Origin of the sequence: Rhodococcus sp. BP22 (genome assembly GCF_014281965.1) — a bacterium.
In the GTDB taxonomy this organism is placed as follows: domain Bacteria; phylum Actinomycetota; class Actinomycetes; order Mycobacteriales; family Mycobacteriaceae; genus Rhodococcoides.
The window spans coordinates 127,374-143,015 of the sequence record NZ_JACFTB010000005.1 but is presented as its reverse complement, the minus strand read 5'-3'; the positions used below and the strand labels follow the sequence as shown (position 1 = coordinate 143,015).

Here is a 15,642-nt window from a genome sequence, read left to right as displayed (position 1 = left end):
CAGATACGATCCCAACATGACGAGCGATGAACCCCGAACCCAACGCGTGCGCTCGGGTGGACGAAGCGAGGTCGTGCGGACCACGGTCGCCGCGACGGTGCTGGAGATGCTCCGCGAGGGCAACACCACATTCTCAGGCGCGGACGTCGCGCAGCGAGCGAACATCCACAGGTCGACCGTCTACCGATGGTGGCCGACCCGCGTGGCATTGGTCGAAGAGGCCCTCACGCTGCACACGGCACTACTCGTCGCCCCGGACACCGGATCCTGGGTCACCGATGTACAGGCCCTCACCCGAGAGTTCGCGAATTTTTTTGCCAACCCGGTGGAGATCGCACTGAACGCGGTGCTCGCGTCCGACGTCGACTCCGAGGTAGCGGAGATCCAGCGCACCCACTGGAACCCGATCCTGCGCGACCTGTCAGAGGTGGTTGCCCGCGCGAAGGCGCGCGGCGAAGTAGGTGAGGACGTCAACGCCCGCTTCGTGCTGCAAATGATCGTCGGGCCACTCCTACTGAGCACAACTTTCGGCAAAAAGCCTGCCACCAGCGCCACAGTAGAGGCCATTGCGGAGGCGACCGCGAGAGCGTTCGCGCCAACCCCGTAGCCGATCCGGAACACTGCCAACACCCTTAAAGCAACAACTGTTGCTTTAAGGGTGTTAAGTCGCCTACTGTCGCCTTAGTGACTTGGACCACACGGGCCAGGTCGGAGAGGCGTGAGATGACGAAACAGATGAAACGGGGGCCAGCGGCTCGGTTGACGCCGGTGCTCGCAGCGGCGCTGGGTGGCGCTTTGGTGCTGACCTCATGCGCCAGTTCGGGCACCGGCAACGACGACGGCGGTTCCATCGGATATGTCGCCGAGGTCGCAGACTCGTCGAACGCGGTGGCCGGTGGCGAGCTGACCTTCGGCTCCTACTCGTTTCCCCGCACGCTGGACCCCGCCGAGACACAGGCTGCAGGGTCCACCGGCGGCACAGAAATGGCCGCGATATATGACGTGCTGGTCAAGCGCGACAGCCGCGACGGGAAATTCGTCCCTCAACTCGCCGAAACGCTCGATGTCGACGACAACGGCATGAAATGGCGGATGACGCTGCCGGAAGACGCGACGTTCAGCGACGGCAGCCCGCTCGACGCGGCAGCCGTGGAATGGAGCATGGATCGGTTCGGCGCCAGCTACGCCAGTGGCTCGCAGACCTGGAACCACGTGGTCAAGTCTGTCGATACCGCCGATGACCGCACCGTGGAATTTCAGCTCAACCAACCGTGGCAGGACTTTCCAGTGCTGCTCGCCACCGGGGCAGGCATGATCGTCGCCGAGTCCTCTGTGAACGGCGACAGATTTACACCGATCGGGGCCGGGCCCTTCACGGTGCAGAATTACGCTCCAGACGAGGCACTGGTCCTCACCGCGCGCGAGGATTACCACGCCGGCCGCCCCAATCTGGACAAGGTCCGGTTCGTTCCGACCACCAGCGCCAACATGCAACTCGACTCGCTACGCAGCGGCGAGCTGGACATGGCCTTCATGTTTCGCAACCCCGACGCGATCGCGCAGGTAGAACAGGACGGCTGGGCTGGCTACCGTGACCTTCAAGGGCAGGGGGCGGTCGCGTTCATCAATCAACGGGAGGGCCGACCGGGCCAGGACATCCGAGTACGCCAGGCTATTGCTCTGGCCATCGACCCGGCGATCATCGACCAGCGCACCTTCGGCGGCAACAACGACAGTCCAGTGGGCGCGGCGATGTTCCCTGAGGGCTCTCCGTGGCACAGCGACGTCGATCCACTCGTGGTCGACCCCGACGCGGCCCGTGCACTGCTTAACGAGGCGAAAGCCGATGGCTACGACGGAAAACTGACCTATGTGACCACTGCAGAACCGACGGCCGAGGCGGGTGCGCTGGCCGCACAGGCGATGCTGGGCGCGGTCGGCTTCGATGTCACGATCGACCGGGCCAGCAGCGTGAGCGATCTGATCCGAAAGCTCTACATAGTCAATGATTTCGATATCGCCCGAGGCGGCATGAACCTCGTCGACGAAGCGCCCTACCTTCGCCTGTACGACGGATTGGGCAGCGACTCCGGCGACAATGCGAGCGGCTACGCGGACCCCAAAATGGATGCGCTCCTGGAGGAACTGCTGAACTCGCAGTCAGAGGAAGCCAGCCAGGACATCATCGACAAGATACAGACGCAGGTCAACGAGACGGTGCCGTACCTGGTGTGGGCACCTGCACAAATCCGTGTGGTTTGGGATGAGCGAGTGCAGGGCGCGGAGCGCTCGGTCGACAACATTATTCTGCTGCACCGAGCCTGGGAGAACGAAGCATGAAGGTCGTGATCCTCAGCGCAGGGACCGTGGGCGGGGAAGTCGCCCGTGAGCTTGCCAAGTCTGGCGTCGTCGACGAGATGGTCGTCGCCGACCGTGACGAGTCGCTAGCAGTAGAAGTCGTAGCCGATGTGCAGTCCGAGTCGATGACCGCGGTCGCGGCGGGCTTCGATGCCGCCGACACCGCGAGCATCGACGCGGTGATTGCCGGCGCGGACATCGTCTTCAACGCCGTCGGCCCGTTCTATCGCTTCGGCATGAACATCGTGCATGCGGCGGTGGCCGCGCGTGCCCACTATGTAGACGTCTGCGATGAGTTCGACGTCACGCAGAAGCTGATCAACAACTCGGAACTGGACGAAGAGGCCCGAGCGGCAGATTTGACGGTGCTGACCGGCATGGGGTCCTCACCGGGAGTAACGAACCTGGCCGCGCGCTGGGCCGTGGACGAGTTGACGTCGGCACACACCGTCAACGTCGTGATCGGCGTGCCATATCGGGTGGACCTCGGTTACACACTGAACGACCACATGCTGCACTCCATGTCCGGCAACGTATCTCAGTACCTGGACGGCGCAGAGCGTGATGTGCCGGCGTGGGCCTCTCCGCAGACGTTCACGATGACCGAGCCATTCGGTACTCACGACTTCGGCTACATGGGCCACCCCGAAGGCGTCACACTGGGGCGCTTCATCGCAGGACTGCGCAACGCGGTGGTGCGCTTCGCCTGGTTCGAGCCAGAGGGCGTGCAAATCTGGAAAGACCTCGACAGGCTGGGCATGCTCAGCGGCAAAGTCCCGGACGGGCTGCCGATCTCACCGCGGGAATTCCTCGCCCGCTACATGACAACGCCGGAAGGCCAACAGCACCTAGGTATAGAGGTGACCGGCCAACTCCCCGGCAGCGCCTGGCAGGTGGCCGTCGACGGAGAGAAAGACGGAGTGCCCACTCGGATCGCGATCGAAGGCCACATTCTCTACCCGAGTAGCCGAAACAGCGCGGGCACCATCACCGCAGTTCCCGCTGCGGCTGCCCTCGTCGAACTGATCGAGGGACGACTGACCCGACGCGGAATCGTCGCGCCCGAGGCTTGCATCGAAGACGCGGAGGGATTCGTCCGCAGAGTGACGGCCGCATCGGAAGTGGGGCTGCACCACACCGTTACGGTGACCTCCTGAACTTGCCCAATGATGGGTCGAACGGCCCGGTCTGCCACGGCACCGCCGGCCGGCCCCCATCGGCAGGTTCTAATCGAGGCAGCGAGGTGCCGATCGGTACCTCGCTGCCGGCGATCACGCTATTACCGGTGCACCACCCCCGAGCGTCGCATAGTCGGAGACGACTATTCCCTTGTGGCACAAGAGGTGCTACGCGACCTAGGCCCCACCGCAGGTCTCGACGATCAAAGGTTCGATCGGATCAGCCGTCAGAGCAATCACTCCCGCGAGCCGCGCCTGCATACACAAACCGCCCGACATCCACTCTTCCCAGTCGATCTCGTCCTCTTCATCCAGGTAACCCTCGGGAACCGAACGATCCGACGGGTCCGCCACCCGCCCCAACTCGAAATGCCGCTCGATGGCGCCATCGACGGCGTACACGAACGTCGACAACAAATTCACATCCCACTGCACAGTGATACTGGTGCCGAACGCGTCCGACAACCGCTCCGGCAGCGGCGACAACACCGCATTAATCGCGAACTCCTCGAGCACCCACACCCAGCCACCTGCCACACCCGCAAACCGCTGCGCCAGATCATCATCGCCGAGCGAATCCATCCACTCGTCGTCACTCATCCCCGCCGCCCGGCGCACCTTCCTCGGGTTCACGGCATTGAACACCTCGAGCACAGCCTCCGGGTCAGCGGAATGCACCAGCGTGAAACACAAACCCATATCGAAGCGGTCGTCCTCCTCGACCCATGCAAAATCGTCCTGGGAAATTTCTGTCGTCATCAGGACAGCATCCCACCACACCGGCTTGTGGGCACAGTCGTCACCGGAGCGAGCGCTAGGCACTGCCATCTTTGACAATCAGGCCCCCGGGCACCCGAGCATTGGCTAGGTTGCCTGGATGCAGAGGAAACTGATTGCGGCGCTCGGCTCGGTAGTTGCGTTGCTGTTCACCGGAACCGGCCAGGCCTCGGCGGAACAACTCCCGGTGTCGTACAACTTCTTCGGCGGCATCGTGCCGGAGCTGACCAATCCCGGAGGCTCTTTACCCGGATCCAACGACTATGGGTGCGTGCCGTCCGAAGAACACCCCGACCCAGTAGTGCTCGTACACGGAACCGGCGGGGCGCAACAGACCAACTGGGGGACGTACGTCCCGCTGCTGAAGAACGAGGGGTACTGCGTCTTTGCGCTCACCTACGGTGCGCCGAACGGATTGCCCTGGCCAGCAACAGCAGTCGGGGGCATGGAGCGCATGGAGGACAGCGCGAGCGAGTTCGCCACCTTCGTCGACGGCGTTCTTGCCGCTACCGGCGCGTCCAAGGTGGATGTCGTCGGCCACTCACAGGGCACGATCCTGCCTGCCTACTACGCCAAGTATCTCGGCGGCCGCGACAAGATCGGCAAATACGTCTCCATCGCACCCGCATGGAACGGCACCACCGCGGGGGGAATGGACGTCATATTCGAACAGGCCCGGCAACTCGGAATCAAAACCGAGGACTTACCGATCTGCCATGCGTGCGGGCAACTCGATCCCGACTCCTCGTTCATGCATGCGATCCGGGAGGGCGGCTACTACTACCCCGAGATCGAGTACACGAACATCGCAACGAAGTACGACGAACTCGTCGTCCCCTACTCCGCGGCCCTGCAGCCCGGCGGCGACAACGTTCACAACATCCTCGTCCAAGACGGATGCGACGTCGACTACACCGAGCACGCCGGCATTGCCGGATCCCGGCGAGCCGCCTACTTCGTGCTCAATGCCCTCGATCCCGAGAATCCGCAGCCGGTCCCCTGCGATCGGGCGGCGCCACTGTCCGGCTCGGCCTTCTGAGCGGCGAGAGTCGACACGTTGGCACAGGGACTGAAGCGACGCGAAGGCCTGGACACGGAGGCGCACCTGGCGAGCACAGTCGTCACCGAAGCGCACCCGCGCCATCGATGACCATCGCGAGGCCAACTTCGAACGAATCCGCGAACGAATACCCCGGCTGCATAACGTGCTCGCCGGCGAACTGCGCCATCCGCGGGAACTTCGTCAGATCCATCGCGTCTCGGATCGTCTGCGCCGAACTCGGCAGGTCGATGCTCGCGAGCATGGCCTCCTGCAGCGCGAACCCATAGACGAATGCGTCGACCACCGCGTACGCGTGCGCAGCGGCGGACAGCGAAAAGCCATTCGACAGAAGCACATCGAGCACAGCTTCATGATTGGTCAACGTCGCCTCCCCCGGGCGCACCCGCGTCTCCATCAACGCAGTCGCCCACTGATGCCGACCGAGCGCCAGCCGAAGAGACCGCGACCTACTCGCCAACTCTTCCCTCCACGCCCCGTCCGCCACAGGCAGGTAGACCTCGCCGAAAACGTGATCGACGAGCGCGTCGAGAATGTCTTCCTTGTTGGCGACGTGGTTGTAGATCGCCATGGGGCGAACCCCGAGTTCGTCGGCGAGCGCCCTCATCGTCAGCGCCGGGACGCCGTCACGATCCGCCAGGGTTACAGCGCAGGCCACGACGCGTTCTCGCGTCAGCGAGTTTCGTGGAGCACGTGCCTTTACCATCATTTCAGAGTAACGTACTTTGTACGTTATCTACTTCTCGGAGGTCGGCTGATGGATCAAGCACACACGATGCGCGCGATACTGCAGCCGCGCTACGGAACCAGCGCAACACTCGTCGTCGGCGAAACCGCGATCCCCACCCCCGGGCCCGGCCAAATACTCGTGCAAGTACGCGCCGCAGGCATCTCCCGCGGCACCATCCACCTCCTCACCGGCCTCCCCCGAGTGATGCGCCCCTTCACCGGACTTCGCAGACCACGCCGACGCATCCCCGGCCTCGACGTCACCGGAGACATCGTCGCCATGGGCAAAGGCGTCACCGATTTCCATGTGGGACAACGGGTATTCGGCATCGCCAAAGGCTCACTCGCCGAATACGCCGTCGCCGACGCAAAATCCCTCGCACCCGCACCCACCGGACTCGACGACGCCCACGTTGCCGTCCTCGCCGAATCCGGACTCACCGCACTCCAAGCCCTCGACGCCGCCCGCGTCGAACAAGGCACGCGCCTGCTGATCATCGGAGCGTCCGGCGGGGTCGGCAGCTACGCCGTCGCGCTCGCCGCCGCCAGGGGCGCCGAAGTGGCCGCCGTCTGCAGCGGAACAAAAGTCGAAGCCGTAACCAGTTGGGGCGCACAGCACGTCATCGACTACCAACTCGAGGACTACACCACCACCCAACACAAGTACGACGCCATTCTCGACATCGCCGGCGGCACACCACTACCCCAGCTCCGCCAAATCCTCGCCGACGACGGAACAGCAGCCTTCGTCGGAAACGAAACCGGCGGACCCTGGACCGGGGGCTTCGAGAAGTCCCTGTTCAACGCCGTACGCATGATCCCGAAACGGCAGCGCTACGCAGTGGTGACAGCGCGCACCCGGCGCGAGGAGCTCGAGCGTCTCGCCGACATCATCGAACGCCACAACATCATCCCCCACGTACACCGCACCTACCCGCTCGATTCCGTTCCCGAAGCCCTGGACGAACTGCAATCAGGAGGTGCATGCGGGAAGATCGCCATCACCGTATAGATGCGCAGCCACAGAGTTTGTCGGTGGTGCGTTGTATCTTTTTTCGTATGCACGAGTTGGGGGACTTTCGCAGCGCAGACGCACTCTCCGATCAGGAGATCGTGTCTGGCATCAGTGACATCGCCCACGCCGAAAACAACTTCGCGGCAAAGAAATACGCACTCCTCGCCGAATTTTCCCGACGCGGCCTCAACGTCACCCTCAAATATTCGACGGCGACGCGGTGGCTCGCCTCCGGAACCCGCGTCGCCGACGGAAACGCCGCCCGACAATTCGACACCGCCAACTGGCTCACCCACTGGCCCGCAGTATCGAAGGCCCTCGCAGACGGTGACATCCACGTCGCGCACGTCAGAGAAATCTACGACGGCTACACCCACATCCGCACCGCCGATCCGACGCTCGGCAGCACCCGTATCGCCGACGTCATCGACGACCTACTCGGTGTCGCATTCGACGCGACTGCAGCGAAGGTACAGAAGCGGGCACACGAACTCGCCCACGCCGTTGCTCACGATGCCCGCGCCCGCTACGACGAAGCCCAGCGCGAACGCCAACGACGCGAAGACCAACGCAGGGAGCAGGAAAAGCTCGGTGACATAGTCGAACTCGAATACGAAGAGAAGGTCGAAGAGAAGGTGGGCGCCGACGGTGTGCCCGAGGGTCCACCTCCGCTACCGGCATCGGAGAACCCAGCGCTCAACAGGTTCGACCTCTACCTCCAATCCGACGGGCGCACCTCCTTGAGAGGGGACGTCGACAAAATCCTCGCCGAGAAGCTGCGGGCGGTCCTCTCACCGCTGTCGAAGCCGCAACCCGAACCCGACGCCACGCTCGATACCAGGAGTCCATCGAAACGCCAGGCCGACGCGCTCTCCGAGCTACTCGACACACACCTCACCGGAGACGCCCCCGGGCACGGTGCGTCGAGGCCGCAGGTGAACGTCACCGTCAACCTGCGGGACCTCCTCAGCCCCGAAGCACAGGCGAAGATGGGTGGGAATGCTGCAGCCGTTTCCGATGAAACAGGGACAGACAGTCCCGACTGGCCTTTCCGCCTCGGGTGGACCGGGCCCATCAGCAAAAACCTCGCTGAGCTCCTGAGCTGCGACGCCGACCTGACGCCGATCATCATCGACCACAACGGAATTCCCCTAGCAATGGGCAGGACAGTCCGGCTCGGCACAACATCCCAACGCACCGCCGTCATCCTCCGAGACCGATGCTGCGTCATGTGCGGGCGCCCCGCCGACTGGTGCCTGCTCCACCACGTCGTCTTCTGGCGGAACGGCGGCCCCACCGACGTGAACAACCTCGCCCTCGTCTGCAGCGAATGCCACCGCGCCATCCACAACGACGGATGGGAAATCGCATTCGGCGACGACGGCCACCCAGTCGTCATCCCGCCAGCCACCGTCGACCCACACCGAAAACCAAGACCCAGCTACCACCGAAGGCGAAAACCGGCCATCTAGAACAACATTCACTTACATTCCGGGCCGAACTGCGTCGCGAACCCAGTCGGTGATTCTGTCCAGGGTCTTAGACTGCAACTGCCATCGCTGCCAGTACAGGGGAACAGTGACGTTGTGGTCCGGGTCCAGACGCACGAGCGTTCCATCGGACAGATCCCGCGTAATCTGCCCCTCCGGCAAGACACCCCAGCCCAGTCCTAGACGAGCTGCGGTGAGAAACTCTCGATTCGAAGGAAGGTAGTGAATCGGCGGCTCACCAAATGCTCGAATCTTGCGCAGGTAGGCGTGCTGAAGGTCGTCCTTTTGGTCGAACCTCAGCATCGGTAACGCACCGGGATCCCAACTTCCTGCGACGCAGTCCCGAACCAACGAGGGAGCGCACACGGGCCAGTACACCATCTCCCCGAGGGGTTCAATTGTGCAGCCCGGTGGGGCCGTCTTCGAGGTAGTCACAGCGGCCATGACCGCACCCTCCCTCAGAAGCGCGTCAGTGTGATCCTGGTCCTCGATGTGTAGATCCAGAAGAATTCGCCGATCGACAGCGATCCTCTTCATCACTGACCGGAACCAGGTCGATACGGAATCAGCATTGATAGCGAGCGAAAATCGGACTGGTGCATCGCCGTTCGCCTTCGCAGACCCGCCTCGGAGCTCTACATCAGCATCGACAGTGAGTAATTCGATCTGACGCGCAAGACGGAGCAAGGTCTGGCCGCTTTTGGTTGGCACCACCGGCCGCGTCCGCTGCAACAGCGCAGCGCCTACCGCTCGCTCGAGCGCAGTTATGCGCTGGCTTACCGCCGACGAGGAAATATGCATGGCCGACGCGGCCCCATCGAAGGATCCCGAATCGCAAATCGCGGCGAGAGTCAGGAGCTGATCGTGGTTGTACATCCGTAAATGCTAATCCACGACCGCCGATACTAAGCAAAGATGCACTGGCGCTTAATTTGCCCGTACCGTCCTGGCCGTGAACAATCCGGTTCTGGCTTACCTTCCTGTTGCGATCGTCTTCGGAATCATCCCGGGACCAGACGTCATGTTGGCGGTGAAACATTCACTCACCGGCGGAGTCCGACAGGGAGTTGCAGTGGGGTTGGGAGCGGCGACAGGCTCCCTGGCGTGGGGTATCGCAGCGGCCGCAGGGCTGGCATCTTTACTTACCAGCGCACCGTGGGTATTCGACGCCGTGCGACTGACAGGGGCTGCTTACTTGATTTACCTTGGTATCAAAAGCGTCTGGCAACCGGACGGAAGTTTCACCGACATCGATCATGCGACGTTCAGCGCAGGACCAACGAAGGGGTCACGCGCTTTCGCGACCGGATTCATTGCGGACCTGTTGAATCCGAAGATGGGGGCCTTCTACCTCGCTGTTCTACCGCAGTTCATTCCACGGGACGGGAACGTTTTCCTCTGGTCGATTCTGCTCATGTCCATCGAATTCGTAGTGGCGATAGTCTGCTTGTCCTCATATGCGTGTGCAGCCTCGTCCGCGCGAAGATGGCTGGAGAAGGGCCGCTGGGGAGCTTGGCTGGAACGCGGGTTAGGTGTAGCGCTGATGGGATTCGGCGTACGGCTCGCCTTCGAATAACGAATCTCCAACGGCCGTCAGATCGACCCAGCCTGCTCGATGACCAAGATCCGAGCCTCCCCGACCGGCATTGCTTTGTGCTCGTCACCGACCTCGGCGACGCACATCGTTCCGGGGACGAGCCTTTCGACGTGCTCACCCTCGGAGTTCCGGTAATGCATGTCCACGATGCCGTCTACGACGACGAACACTTCGGTGCCATCGTTGACGTGCCAGACGTAAGCACTATCGGTCCAATGCAGGCGGACAGTGGCGTTGTCTACGGATGCGAGCAATTGCGCGCCCCAAGCCTGCTCCGCCGTGAAGTCGCCGGCCGTCACAAAACGCATCTATCGTCCCCATCTGTCGAAGTCGGTCACCGGACGCTACCGCCCGGATGCATGGCGCAGCTCACACTCCTGTAAGTTGTCCACAATATAGTTGTGAACTACTGTTTTCCGGGTGCAGCGACACCGCGCCGCCTGCACGAGGACGAGGAGACCAATGAGCACCACCGAAAAGCAGGCCAGTCGAGTACTGGTCCCTGCGCTCGCCGTTACGGTGATGGTCGTCGCGCTGCTCCAAACCGTGGTCATCCCAGTACTGGCAGACATCGGCAAAGCTTTGAACGCATCTTCCTCAGCGGTCGGCTGGACGGTGACCGCGAACCTCCTGGCCGCGGCCGTCCTGACCCCGATACTCGGACGGCTCGGTGATGTACGCGGCCGACGCCCGGTACTCCTGGGCATCCTGATCGTCGTCGCCGCAGGTTCACTGCTGGCGGCGCTCACCACCTCGCTCCCGCTGCTGATCCTCGCGCGGATTCTGCAGGGCGCGTCGTTCGGCCTTTTCCCTCTCGCTATCGGGGTGCTGCGTGACGAACTACCCGCGCAGCGGCTCACCGGCGCGATGGCCGTGGTCAGCGGCACTCTCGGCATCGGCGGCGGAATCGGATTGGTTCTCACCGGGCTACTGACCCGCGACGGCGGCGACTACCACCGCATCTTCTGGCTCTCCCTCGCCGTCACATTGGTGTCCTTGGTGCTGGCGGCGGTCACTGTCCCCCGGCACGGCCCCGCGGGCGGCGGCGGCATCGACTGGCTCGGCGGCGGCGTACTCGGTGCCGGATTGGTACTGCTGCTGCTCCCACTCTCACAGGGTCACGAGTGGGGCTGGGCCTCGCCCGCCACCATCGGCTGCCTCGTCGCATCGGTGATCGTCTTCGCGCTCTGGATTGTCATCGAACGCCGGGTCGACGAGCCTCTCGTGCTGCCGTCGCTGCTGAACAACCGCCCGTTCATGATCACGAACGCCGCGGGGCTCCTCATCGGTGTCGCCATGTTCGTCTCGTTCCTGGGTGTCTCCGGGTTCGTGCAGGCCCCCTCTGAGGTCGGCTACGGGTTCTCCGCCAGCGTCCTCGCCGCCAGCAGCGTCTACCTTCTGCCCGGGGCGTTGGCCGGAGTAGTCGTCGCACCGATCGGTGGACGCCTCGTGCATCGCTTCGGTGGCCGTTTCACCTTGATCCTCGCCTCCCTGGTCGGCGCTGTCGGCTTCGCGTTCATCGCCGTTCTCCACACCGCCAGCTGGCAGCTCATCCTCGGAGTGCTGTTCATCAACAGCGCAGTCAGCCTCGGCTACGCAGCGATGCCCGCGCTCATCGTCGACGAGGTCCGCCCCGATCAGACCGGCGTCGCGAACAGCGTCAACTCCATCGCCCGCTCGGTCGGCAGTTCGCTGGCCAGCGCGGTGGTCATCACCCTCCTCAGCAGTCAGCTGCTCCCCATCGGGCTGCCGAAGGAGTCCTCGTACGTCATCGCCTTCGTCATCGGCGCCGTCGGCCTCACCCTGAGCGCCGTCATCGTCGCCGTCGGCCTGCCCCGCCCGGGTTCACGCATCGACACCCGGACCGCCTTGGAAATCGAGCAGGAACGGGCGACTTCCCTCGCCGCGGAATGGTCGACGGTCAACGGACGTTGAAGACAACATCAAGCCAACCAAGAACGGAAGGTACAACCATGACCTCAGTACTGATCGTCGTCACCGGCTCGGACCATTGGACCCTCAACGACGGAACCCTCCATCCGACCGGATTCTGGGCTGAGGAACTGCTGAGCCCGCTGTCCGTTTTCAAAGACGCCGGCATCTCCTTCACCATTGCCACTCCCGGCGGCGTCCGCCCGACGGTCGACGAAACCAGCCTCGCCCCCGAGTCGACCGGCGGCGCAGACGAATCCGCCCGCCAGCGCGCCGCACTGGACGCGCTCGACGACCAGCTCGCAGCACCGCTGAAGCTCGAAGACGTCTCGGCCGAAGACTATGCAGCCGTGTACATCCCAGGCGGGCATGGCCCGATGGAAGACCTCGCGGTCTCCCCGGTTCTCGGCAAGCTGCTTATCACCATGCTCGACGCCGGTAAGATCATCGGCTCGGTCTGCCACGGCCCCGCTGCCCTGCTCTCGGCGACGAAGCCCGACGGCGAATGGGCATTCGCCGGGCGAGTGATGTCCGGGTTCACCAACGACGAAGAGCGCCAGGCAGGGTTGGCCGACAAGGCACCGTGGCTGCTCGAGGACCGACTCCGCGCCGCTGGCGCGGATCTGAAGGTCGGGCCGGCCTGGGGACCGTTCTCCGTCGTCGACGGCACCGTCGTCACCGGCCAGAACCCGCAGTCGAGCACCGAAGTTGCCGAGAAGATCGTCGCGCAACTCCAGAAGTAACCAGTACAGAAAAGAACGGAGCGCCACGCGGCGCTCCGTTTTTTCTGTCTACCAGAGCAATTCGCCGACTGTCGCGAGGCTCGGCAACACGTGCGTGAGCGGCGATTTCCTGAGCACGTCCTCGCCGAACGAACCACTGAGCACCCCGACGACAATGCCGGCGCCCGCATTGTGCCCGGCGAGAACATCATTGGGCGTGTCCCCAGCCACCAGGACGCGTCGAACATCGGTGACACCGGTTGCCTCCATGCTGCGGAAGATCAAGTAAGGCGCGGGCCGGCTCGCGGCAACGAGGTCCGAGGTGACGAGCGCGTCGACCGTGTTTTGATCCCCCGGCCCGACGGTCCAGCCCATCCCGGCGAGGATGGCGTCGGCGATGTCCGCGGAATACCCGGTCTGCAGTGCAACTTTCACGCCCTGCGCACGCAATGCCCGCAGGGCCTCGGGCACCCCTGCCACCGGTTTCGGTGGGGTCTTCCGGTAGGCGGCGATGAGGCGCGCACGAAAGTCCTCGAACACTTCGTCGACGAACTTCGGATCGGTGGACGCGCCCAGCCCGTCGAGTAGCCCGACGATCGCTTCGAGTTTGCTGGTCCCCTTCCACTTGGCCAGCAGATCGGCCGGGAGTGGGCAGCCGGCTGCGTCGGCGACGGTCCGCGAGAGCACCTCGTACACGAGCCCTCCCTCGTCCACGGTGGTACCGGCCATATCGAGGCTGGCGAGGTCGAACGAACGAGTGGTGGTCACGAAATCTCCTTGACGATGCGCAGGTCGTGCGCGGATCGGGTGTTGTCGATGGTGAAGGCGACCCGGTCGGGTCGGTACCGGTCGTCGGCGTATTCGAGCGGTGTACCGGAAAGGTCTACTGCCCTTCGCCTTTCGCGTAGCAAGGGCGCCCCTGGGTCGATGTCGAGGTGCGCGGCGTCGACGTCGGTGGCGGCGACGGCATCGATGGTGTGCCGGCCTTCGTGCAGGTCAACGCCTTGCCCGATCAGGTATGCGTAAATGGAACCGGAGTCGGGGTCGAAGTCGAACAGGGTGCGTCCGACCGATTCGACGAAGCTGGATCGCTCGAGCATCGCGGGCATGCCGTCGAGCATCCGGAGCCTGAGCACGTCGACGACGGCGGTGCCTGCCTCCAGGCCGAGTGCTGCTGCGGCCAGCGGAGTCGCTGCGCGGCGAGCTATCTCCAGGGTGCGTTGGCCCGGTTTGCGGCCGATCGCCTCCGCCCACGCAGTGAACGACATGAACGTCTCGAACGATTGCCCGACGGCGGTGTCGCACACCACCGGTGGACGTCCACGGCCACCGGCGATCAACCCCTCGTTACGGAGCGCGGCCAACGCGGCCCGCACCGTCCCGCGTGAGGCCTCGAATCTCGTGCACAACGTTGCCTCCGAAGGCATGGGAGCACCGACGGGCAGGGTGCCGTCGACGATCTGTGCACGGAGAGCATCGGCGACGCGGGAATGCAGCGGAAGTGACACTGAGACTGGCCTCCAACATGATTGAACAACTTTGACTCTGCGCAGTTAACCACTCGAACCTGACAGAAACAATGCTGCACAACGGACATGAACGCGTAGTGAACTTGTTTGAACAACTCGCTCTGAACCGTTGACGGCCACTCTTCGAGCGGGAACTGTTGCCCAGGTGATGATCGACCGAACCCCCCACCACCGATACGACCTCGTCGTCGTCGGGGCCGGCATCGTCGGCCTGGCCCATGCCGTCGAGGCAGTCCTGCGCGGTATGTCCGTAGCTGTCGTCGAACGAGACGACCACGCCGTCGGCGCTTCCCTCCGCAACTTCGGACACATCTGCGCCACAGCACAATCCGGGCACGCCCTGACACTCGCGCTGTCCGCACGCGAACGTTGGCTGATACTCGGACGCAAAGCCGGCTTCGAGGTACGTGAATGCGGCACCCTCGTTCTCGCCCGTGCACCGGACGAGCTGGCATTGCTCGAAGAGTTCGCCGCCGAACGCGGTTCCGAACAGGTGACGCTCGGCGCCCCAACCGGCCCCTTCAGCGGCATCGGCGCCGCGCACCTGCCCCTCGACCTCCGCGTCGATCCTCGCGAGGCAGTACCGGCGATCGCAGCGTGGCTCGCCGCAGAAGGCGTCGAATTCTTCTGGAACACATACGTAACCGGCATCGACGCGAACGCGGTGCACACCTCGCGCGGTGAGATCCACGGGCAGAACATCGTTCACGCCGTCGGTCACGACGTCGACCGACTCTTCCCCGACATCGCCGCCGAATGGAACGTCGAGCGCTGCCGCCTCCAGATGCTCGAAGTTGCCCCACCCGGCGACGTCGTCATCGACGCGGCCGTACTCACCGGACTGTCGATGCTCCGCTACGACGGGCTTGCGTCCATGCCTTCCGCCGCGGCGGTACGCGCACGAGTGAAGGAAGATTCACCCGAATTGCTCGACACCGTCATGAATCTCATGCTCACTCAGCGCCCCGACGGTGCCATCGTCCTCGGTGACACCCACCATTACGCACGCACCCACACCCCGTTCGACGACGAACGCAACGCCGAGCTACTTCTACGCGAGGGCGCATCACTGTTCGGGGCGCCGCTGACCGTCCTGCGCCGGTGGCGTGGGGTCTACGCCTCCAGTGACCGCACCGACTTCCTCACCGCGTCCCCCTCCTCGAACGTCCGGGTGGTATCGGTGACCTCCGGAATCGGTATGACCACCGCACTCGGCCTCGCTCCCACCGTCCTCGACTCGTTCTGACCTTCACCC

16 protein-coding genes are annotated in these 15,642 nt (G+C 63.8%); 10 read left to right on the top strand and 6 right to left on the bottom strand.

What is annotated here, in order from left to right:
* The first annotated feature begins 16 nt into the window (after nucleotides 1-16).
* The 3 genes from H2510_RS12470 (at nucleotide 17) to H2510_RS12460 (ending at nucleotide 3,515) form a co-directional block, all read left to right on the top strand.
* A complete protein-coding gene (locus H2510_RS12470; protein WP_186628633.1) occupies nucleotides 17-607 on the top strand; it encodes a TetR/AcrR family transcriptional regulator C-terminal ligand-binding domain-containing protein in 591 nt (196 codons plus the stop codon).
* A 281-nt stretch (nucleotides 608-888) separates the two neighbouring features.
* Nucleotides 889-2,340, top strand: a complete 1,452-nt coding sequence (locus H2510_RS12465; RefSeq protein ID WP_315901354.1) for an ABC transporter substrate-binding protein — start codon at nucleotides 889-891, stop codon at nucleotides 2,338-2,340.
* Complete coding sequence (locus tag H2510_RS12460; RefSeq protein ID WP_186628631.1) at nucleotides 2,337-3,515, top strand: saccharopine dehydrogenase family protein; 1,179 nt, start codon at nucleotides 2,337-2,339, stop codon at nucleotides 3,513-3,515. The genes H2510_RS12465 and H2510_RS12460 overlap by 4 nt, the downstream gene beginning before the upstream one ends.
* 198 nt (nucleotides 3,516-3,713) lie before the next feature.
* Here H2510_RS12460 and H2510_RS12455 read toward each other — a convergent pair whose 3' ends face one another.
* On the bottom strand, nucleotides 3,714-4,295 hold the full coding sequence (locus tag H2510_RS12455; protein ID WP_186628630.1) for a DUF6461 domain-containing protein: 582 nt from the start codon (nucleotides 4,293-4,295) through the stop codon (nucleotides 3,714-3,716).
* A gap of 118 nt (nucleotides 4,296-4,413) precedes the next feature.
* Here H2510_RS12455 and H2510_RS12450 point away from each other — a divergent pair, with 118 nt between their 5' ends.
* The gene (locus H2510_RS12450) at nucleotides 4,414-5,352 is read left to right on the top strand and encodes a triacylglycerol lipase (protein ID WP_186628629.1); all 939 of its coding nucleotides are present in this window, start codon (nucleotides 4,414-4,416) and stop codon (nucleotides 5,350-5,352) included.
* An 82-nt stretch (nucleotides 5,353-5,434) separates the two neighbouring features.
* Here the strand turns inward: H2510_RS12450 and H2510_RS12445 are convergent, their stop codons facing one another.
* The gene (locus tag H2510_RS12445) at nucleotides 5,435-6,082 is read right to left on the bottom strand and encodes a TetR/AcrR family transcriptional regulator C-terminal domain-containing protein (protein ID WP_261392902.1); all 648 of its coding nucleotides are present in this window, start codon (nucleotides 6,080-6,082) and stop codon (nucleotides 5,435-5,437) included.
* Between the two features lie 48 nt (nucleotides 6,083-6,130).
* Here H2510_RS12445 and H2510_RS12440 point away from each other — a divergent pair, with 48 nt between their 5' ends.
* The gene (locus tag H2510_RS12440; protein ID WP_186628628.1) at nucleotides 6,131-7,114 is read left to right on the top strand and encodes an NAD(P)-dependent alcohol dehydrogenase; all 984 of its coding nucleotides are present in this window, start codon (nucleotides 6,131-6,133) and stop codon (nucleotides 7,112-7,114) included.
* A gap of 47 nt (nucleotides 7,115-7,161) precedes the next feature.
* Nucleotides 7,162-8,589: an HNH endonuclease signature motif containing protein gene (locus H2510_RS12435; protein WP_186628627.1), complete on the top strand. Its 1,428-nt coding sequence runs from the start codon at nucleotides 7,162-7,164 to the stop codon at nucleotides 8,587-8,589.
* 12 nt (nucleotides 8,590-8,601) lie between these two features.
* Here the strand turns inward: H2510_RS12435 and H2510_RS12430 are convergent, their stop codons facing one another.
* Nucleotides 8,602-9,483, bottom strand: a complete 882-nt coding sequence (locus tag H2510_RS12430; protein ID WP_186628626.1) for a LysR family transcriptional regulator ArgP — start codon at nucleotides 9,481-9,483, stop codon at nucleotides 8,602-8,604.
* Nucleotides 9,484-9,559: 76 nt separating this feature from the next.
* Between H2510_RS12430 and H2510_RS12425 the strand changes: the two genes are divergently transcribed.
* Nucleotides 9,560-10,183: a LysE family translocator gene (locus tag H2510_RS12425; RefSeq protein ID WP_186628625.1), complete on the top strand. Its 624-nt coding sequence runs from the start codon at nucleotides 9,560-9,562 to the stop codon at nucleotides 10,181-10,183.
* Between the two features lie 17 nt (nucleotides 10,184-10,200).
* Here H2510_RS12425 and H2510_RS12420 read toward each other — a convergent pair whose 3' ends face one another.
* On the bottom strand, nucleotides 10,201-10,512 hold the full coding sequence (locus tag H2510_RS12420; protein WP_186628624.1) for a cupin: 312 nt from the start codon (nucleotides 10,510-10,512) through the stop codon (nucleotides 10,201-10,203).
* A 154-nt stretch (nucleotides 10,513-10,666) separates the two neighbouring features.
* Here H2510_RS12420 and H2510_RS12415 point away from each other — a divergent pair, with 154 nt between their 5' ends.
* Together H2510_RS12415 and H2510_RS12410 are read left to right on the top strand one after the other, a co-directional pair.
* Nucleotides 10,667-12,139 (top strand): MFS transporter, encoded by a 1,473-nt coding sequence (locus H2510_RS12415; protein WP_186628623.1) that lies wholly within the window; start codon nucleotides 10,667-10,669, stop codon nucleotides 12,137-12,139.
* A gap of 38 nt (nucleotides 12,140-12,177) precedes the next feature.
* Complete coding sequence (locus tag H2510_RS12410) at nucleotides 12,178-12,879, top strand: type 1 glutamine amidotransferase domain-containing protein (RefSeq protein WP_186628622.1); 702 nt, start codon at nucleotides 12,178-12,180, stop codon at nucleotides 12,877-12,879.
* 48 nt (nucleotides 12,880-12,927) lie between these two features.
* On the opposite strand, the gene H2510_RS12405 is transcribed toward H2510_RS12410, so the two are convergent.
* Nucleotides 12,928-13,626, bottom strand: a complete 699-nt coding sequence (locus H2510_RS12405) for a phosphonatase-like hydrolase (protein WP_315901353.1) — start codon at nucleotides 13,624-13,626, stop codon at nucleotides 12,928-12,930.
* The gene (locus H2510_RS12400) at nucleotides 13,623-14,366 is read right to left on the bottom strand and encodes a GntR family transcriptional regulator (RefSeq protein WP_186628621.1); all 744 of its coding nucleotides are present in this window, start codon (nucleotides 14,364-14,366) and stop codon (nucleotides 13,623-13,625) included. Before H2510_RS12400 ends, H2510_RS12405 begins: the two co-directional genes overlap by 4 nt.
* Nucleotides 14,367-14,496: 130 nt before the next feature.
* Between H2510_RS12400 and H2510_RS12395 the strand changes: the two genes are divergently transcribed.
* Complete coding sequence (locus H2510_RS12395; RefSeq protein WP_222438690.1) at nucleotides 14,497-15,633, top strand: TIGR03364 family FAD-dependent oxidoreductase; 1,137 nt, start codon at nucleotides 14,497-14,499, stop codon at nucleotides 15,631-15,633.
* Nucleotides 15,634-15,642: the final 9 nt, after the last annotated feature.

Bases quoted from the DNA above. Each gene is read 5' to 3' on its own strand.
- H2510_RS12470 (WP_186628633.1), top strand. From the start codon at position 17: ATGACGAGCGATGAACCCCGAACCCAACGCGTGCGCTCGGGTGGACGA.
- H2510_RS12460 (WP_186628631.1), top strand. From the start codon at position 2,337: ATGAAGGTCGTGATCCTCAGCGCAGGGACCGTGGGCGGGGAAGTCGCC.
- H2510_RS12455 (WP_186628630.1), bottom strand. From the start codon at position 4,295: ATGACGACAGAAATTTCCCAGGACGATTTTGCATGGGTCGAGGAGGAC.
- H2510_RS12450 (WP_186628629.1), top strand. From the start codon at position 4,414: ATGCAGAGGAAACTGATTGCGGCGCTCGGCTCGGTAGTTGCGTTGCTG.
- H2510_RS12445 (WP_261392902.1), bottom strand. From the start codon at position 6,082: ATGATGGTAAAGGCACGTGCTCCACGAAACTCGCTGACGCGAGAACGC.
- H2510_RS12440 (WP_186628628.1), top strand. From the start codon at position 6,131: ATGGATCAAGCACACACGATGCGCGCGATACTGCAGCCGCGCTACGGA.
- H2510_RS12435 (WP_186628627.1), top strand. From the start codon at position 7,162: ATGCACGAGTTGGGGGACTTTCGCAGCGCAGACGCACTCTCCGATCAG.
- H2510_RS12430 (WP_186628626.1), bottom strand. From the start codon at position 9,483: ATGTACAACCACGATCAGCTCCTGACTCTCGCCGCGATTTGCGATTCG.
- H2510_RS12420 (WP_186628624.1), bottom strand. From the start codon at position 10,512: ATGCGTTTTGTGACGGCCGGCGACTTCACGGCGGAGCAGGCTTGGGGC.
- H2510_RS12415 (WP_186628623.1), top strand. From the start codon at position 10,667: ATGAGCACCACCGAAAAGCAGGCCAGTCGAGTACTGGTCCCTGCGCTC.
- H2510_RS12410 (WP_186628622.1), top strand. From the start codon at position 12,178: ATGACCTCAGTACTGATCGTCGTCACCGGCTCGGACCATTGGACCCTC.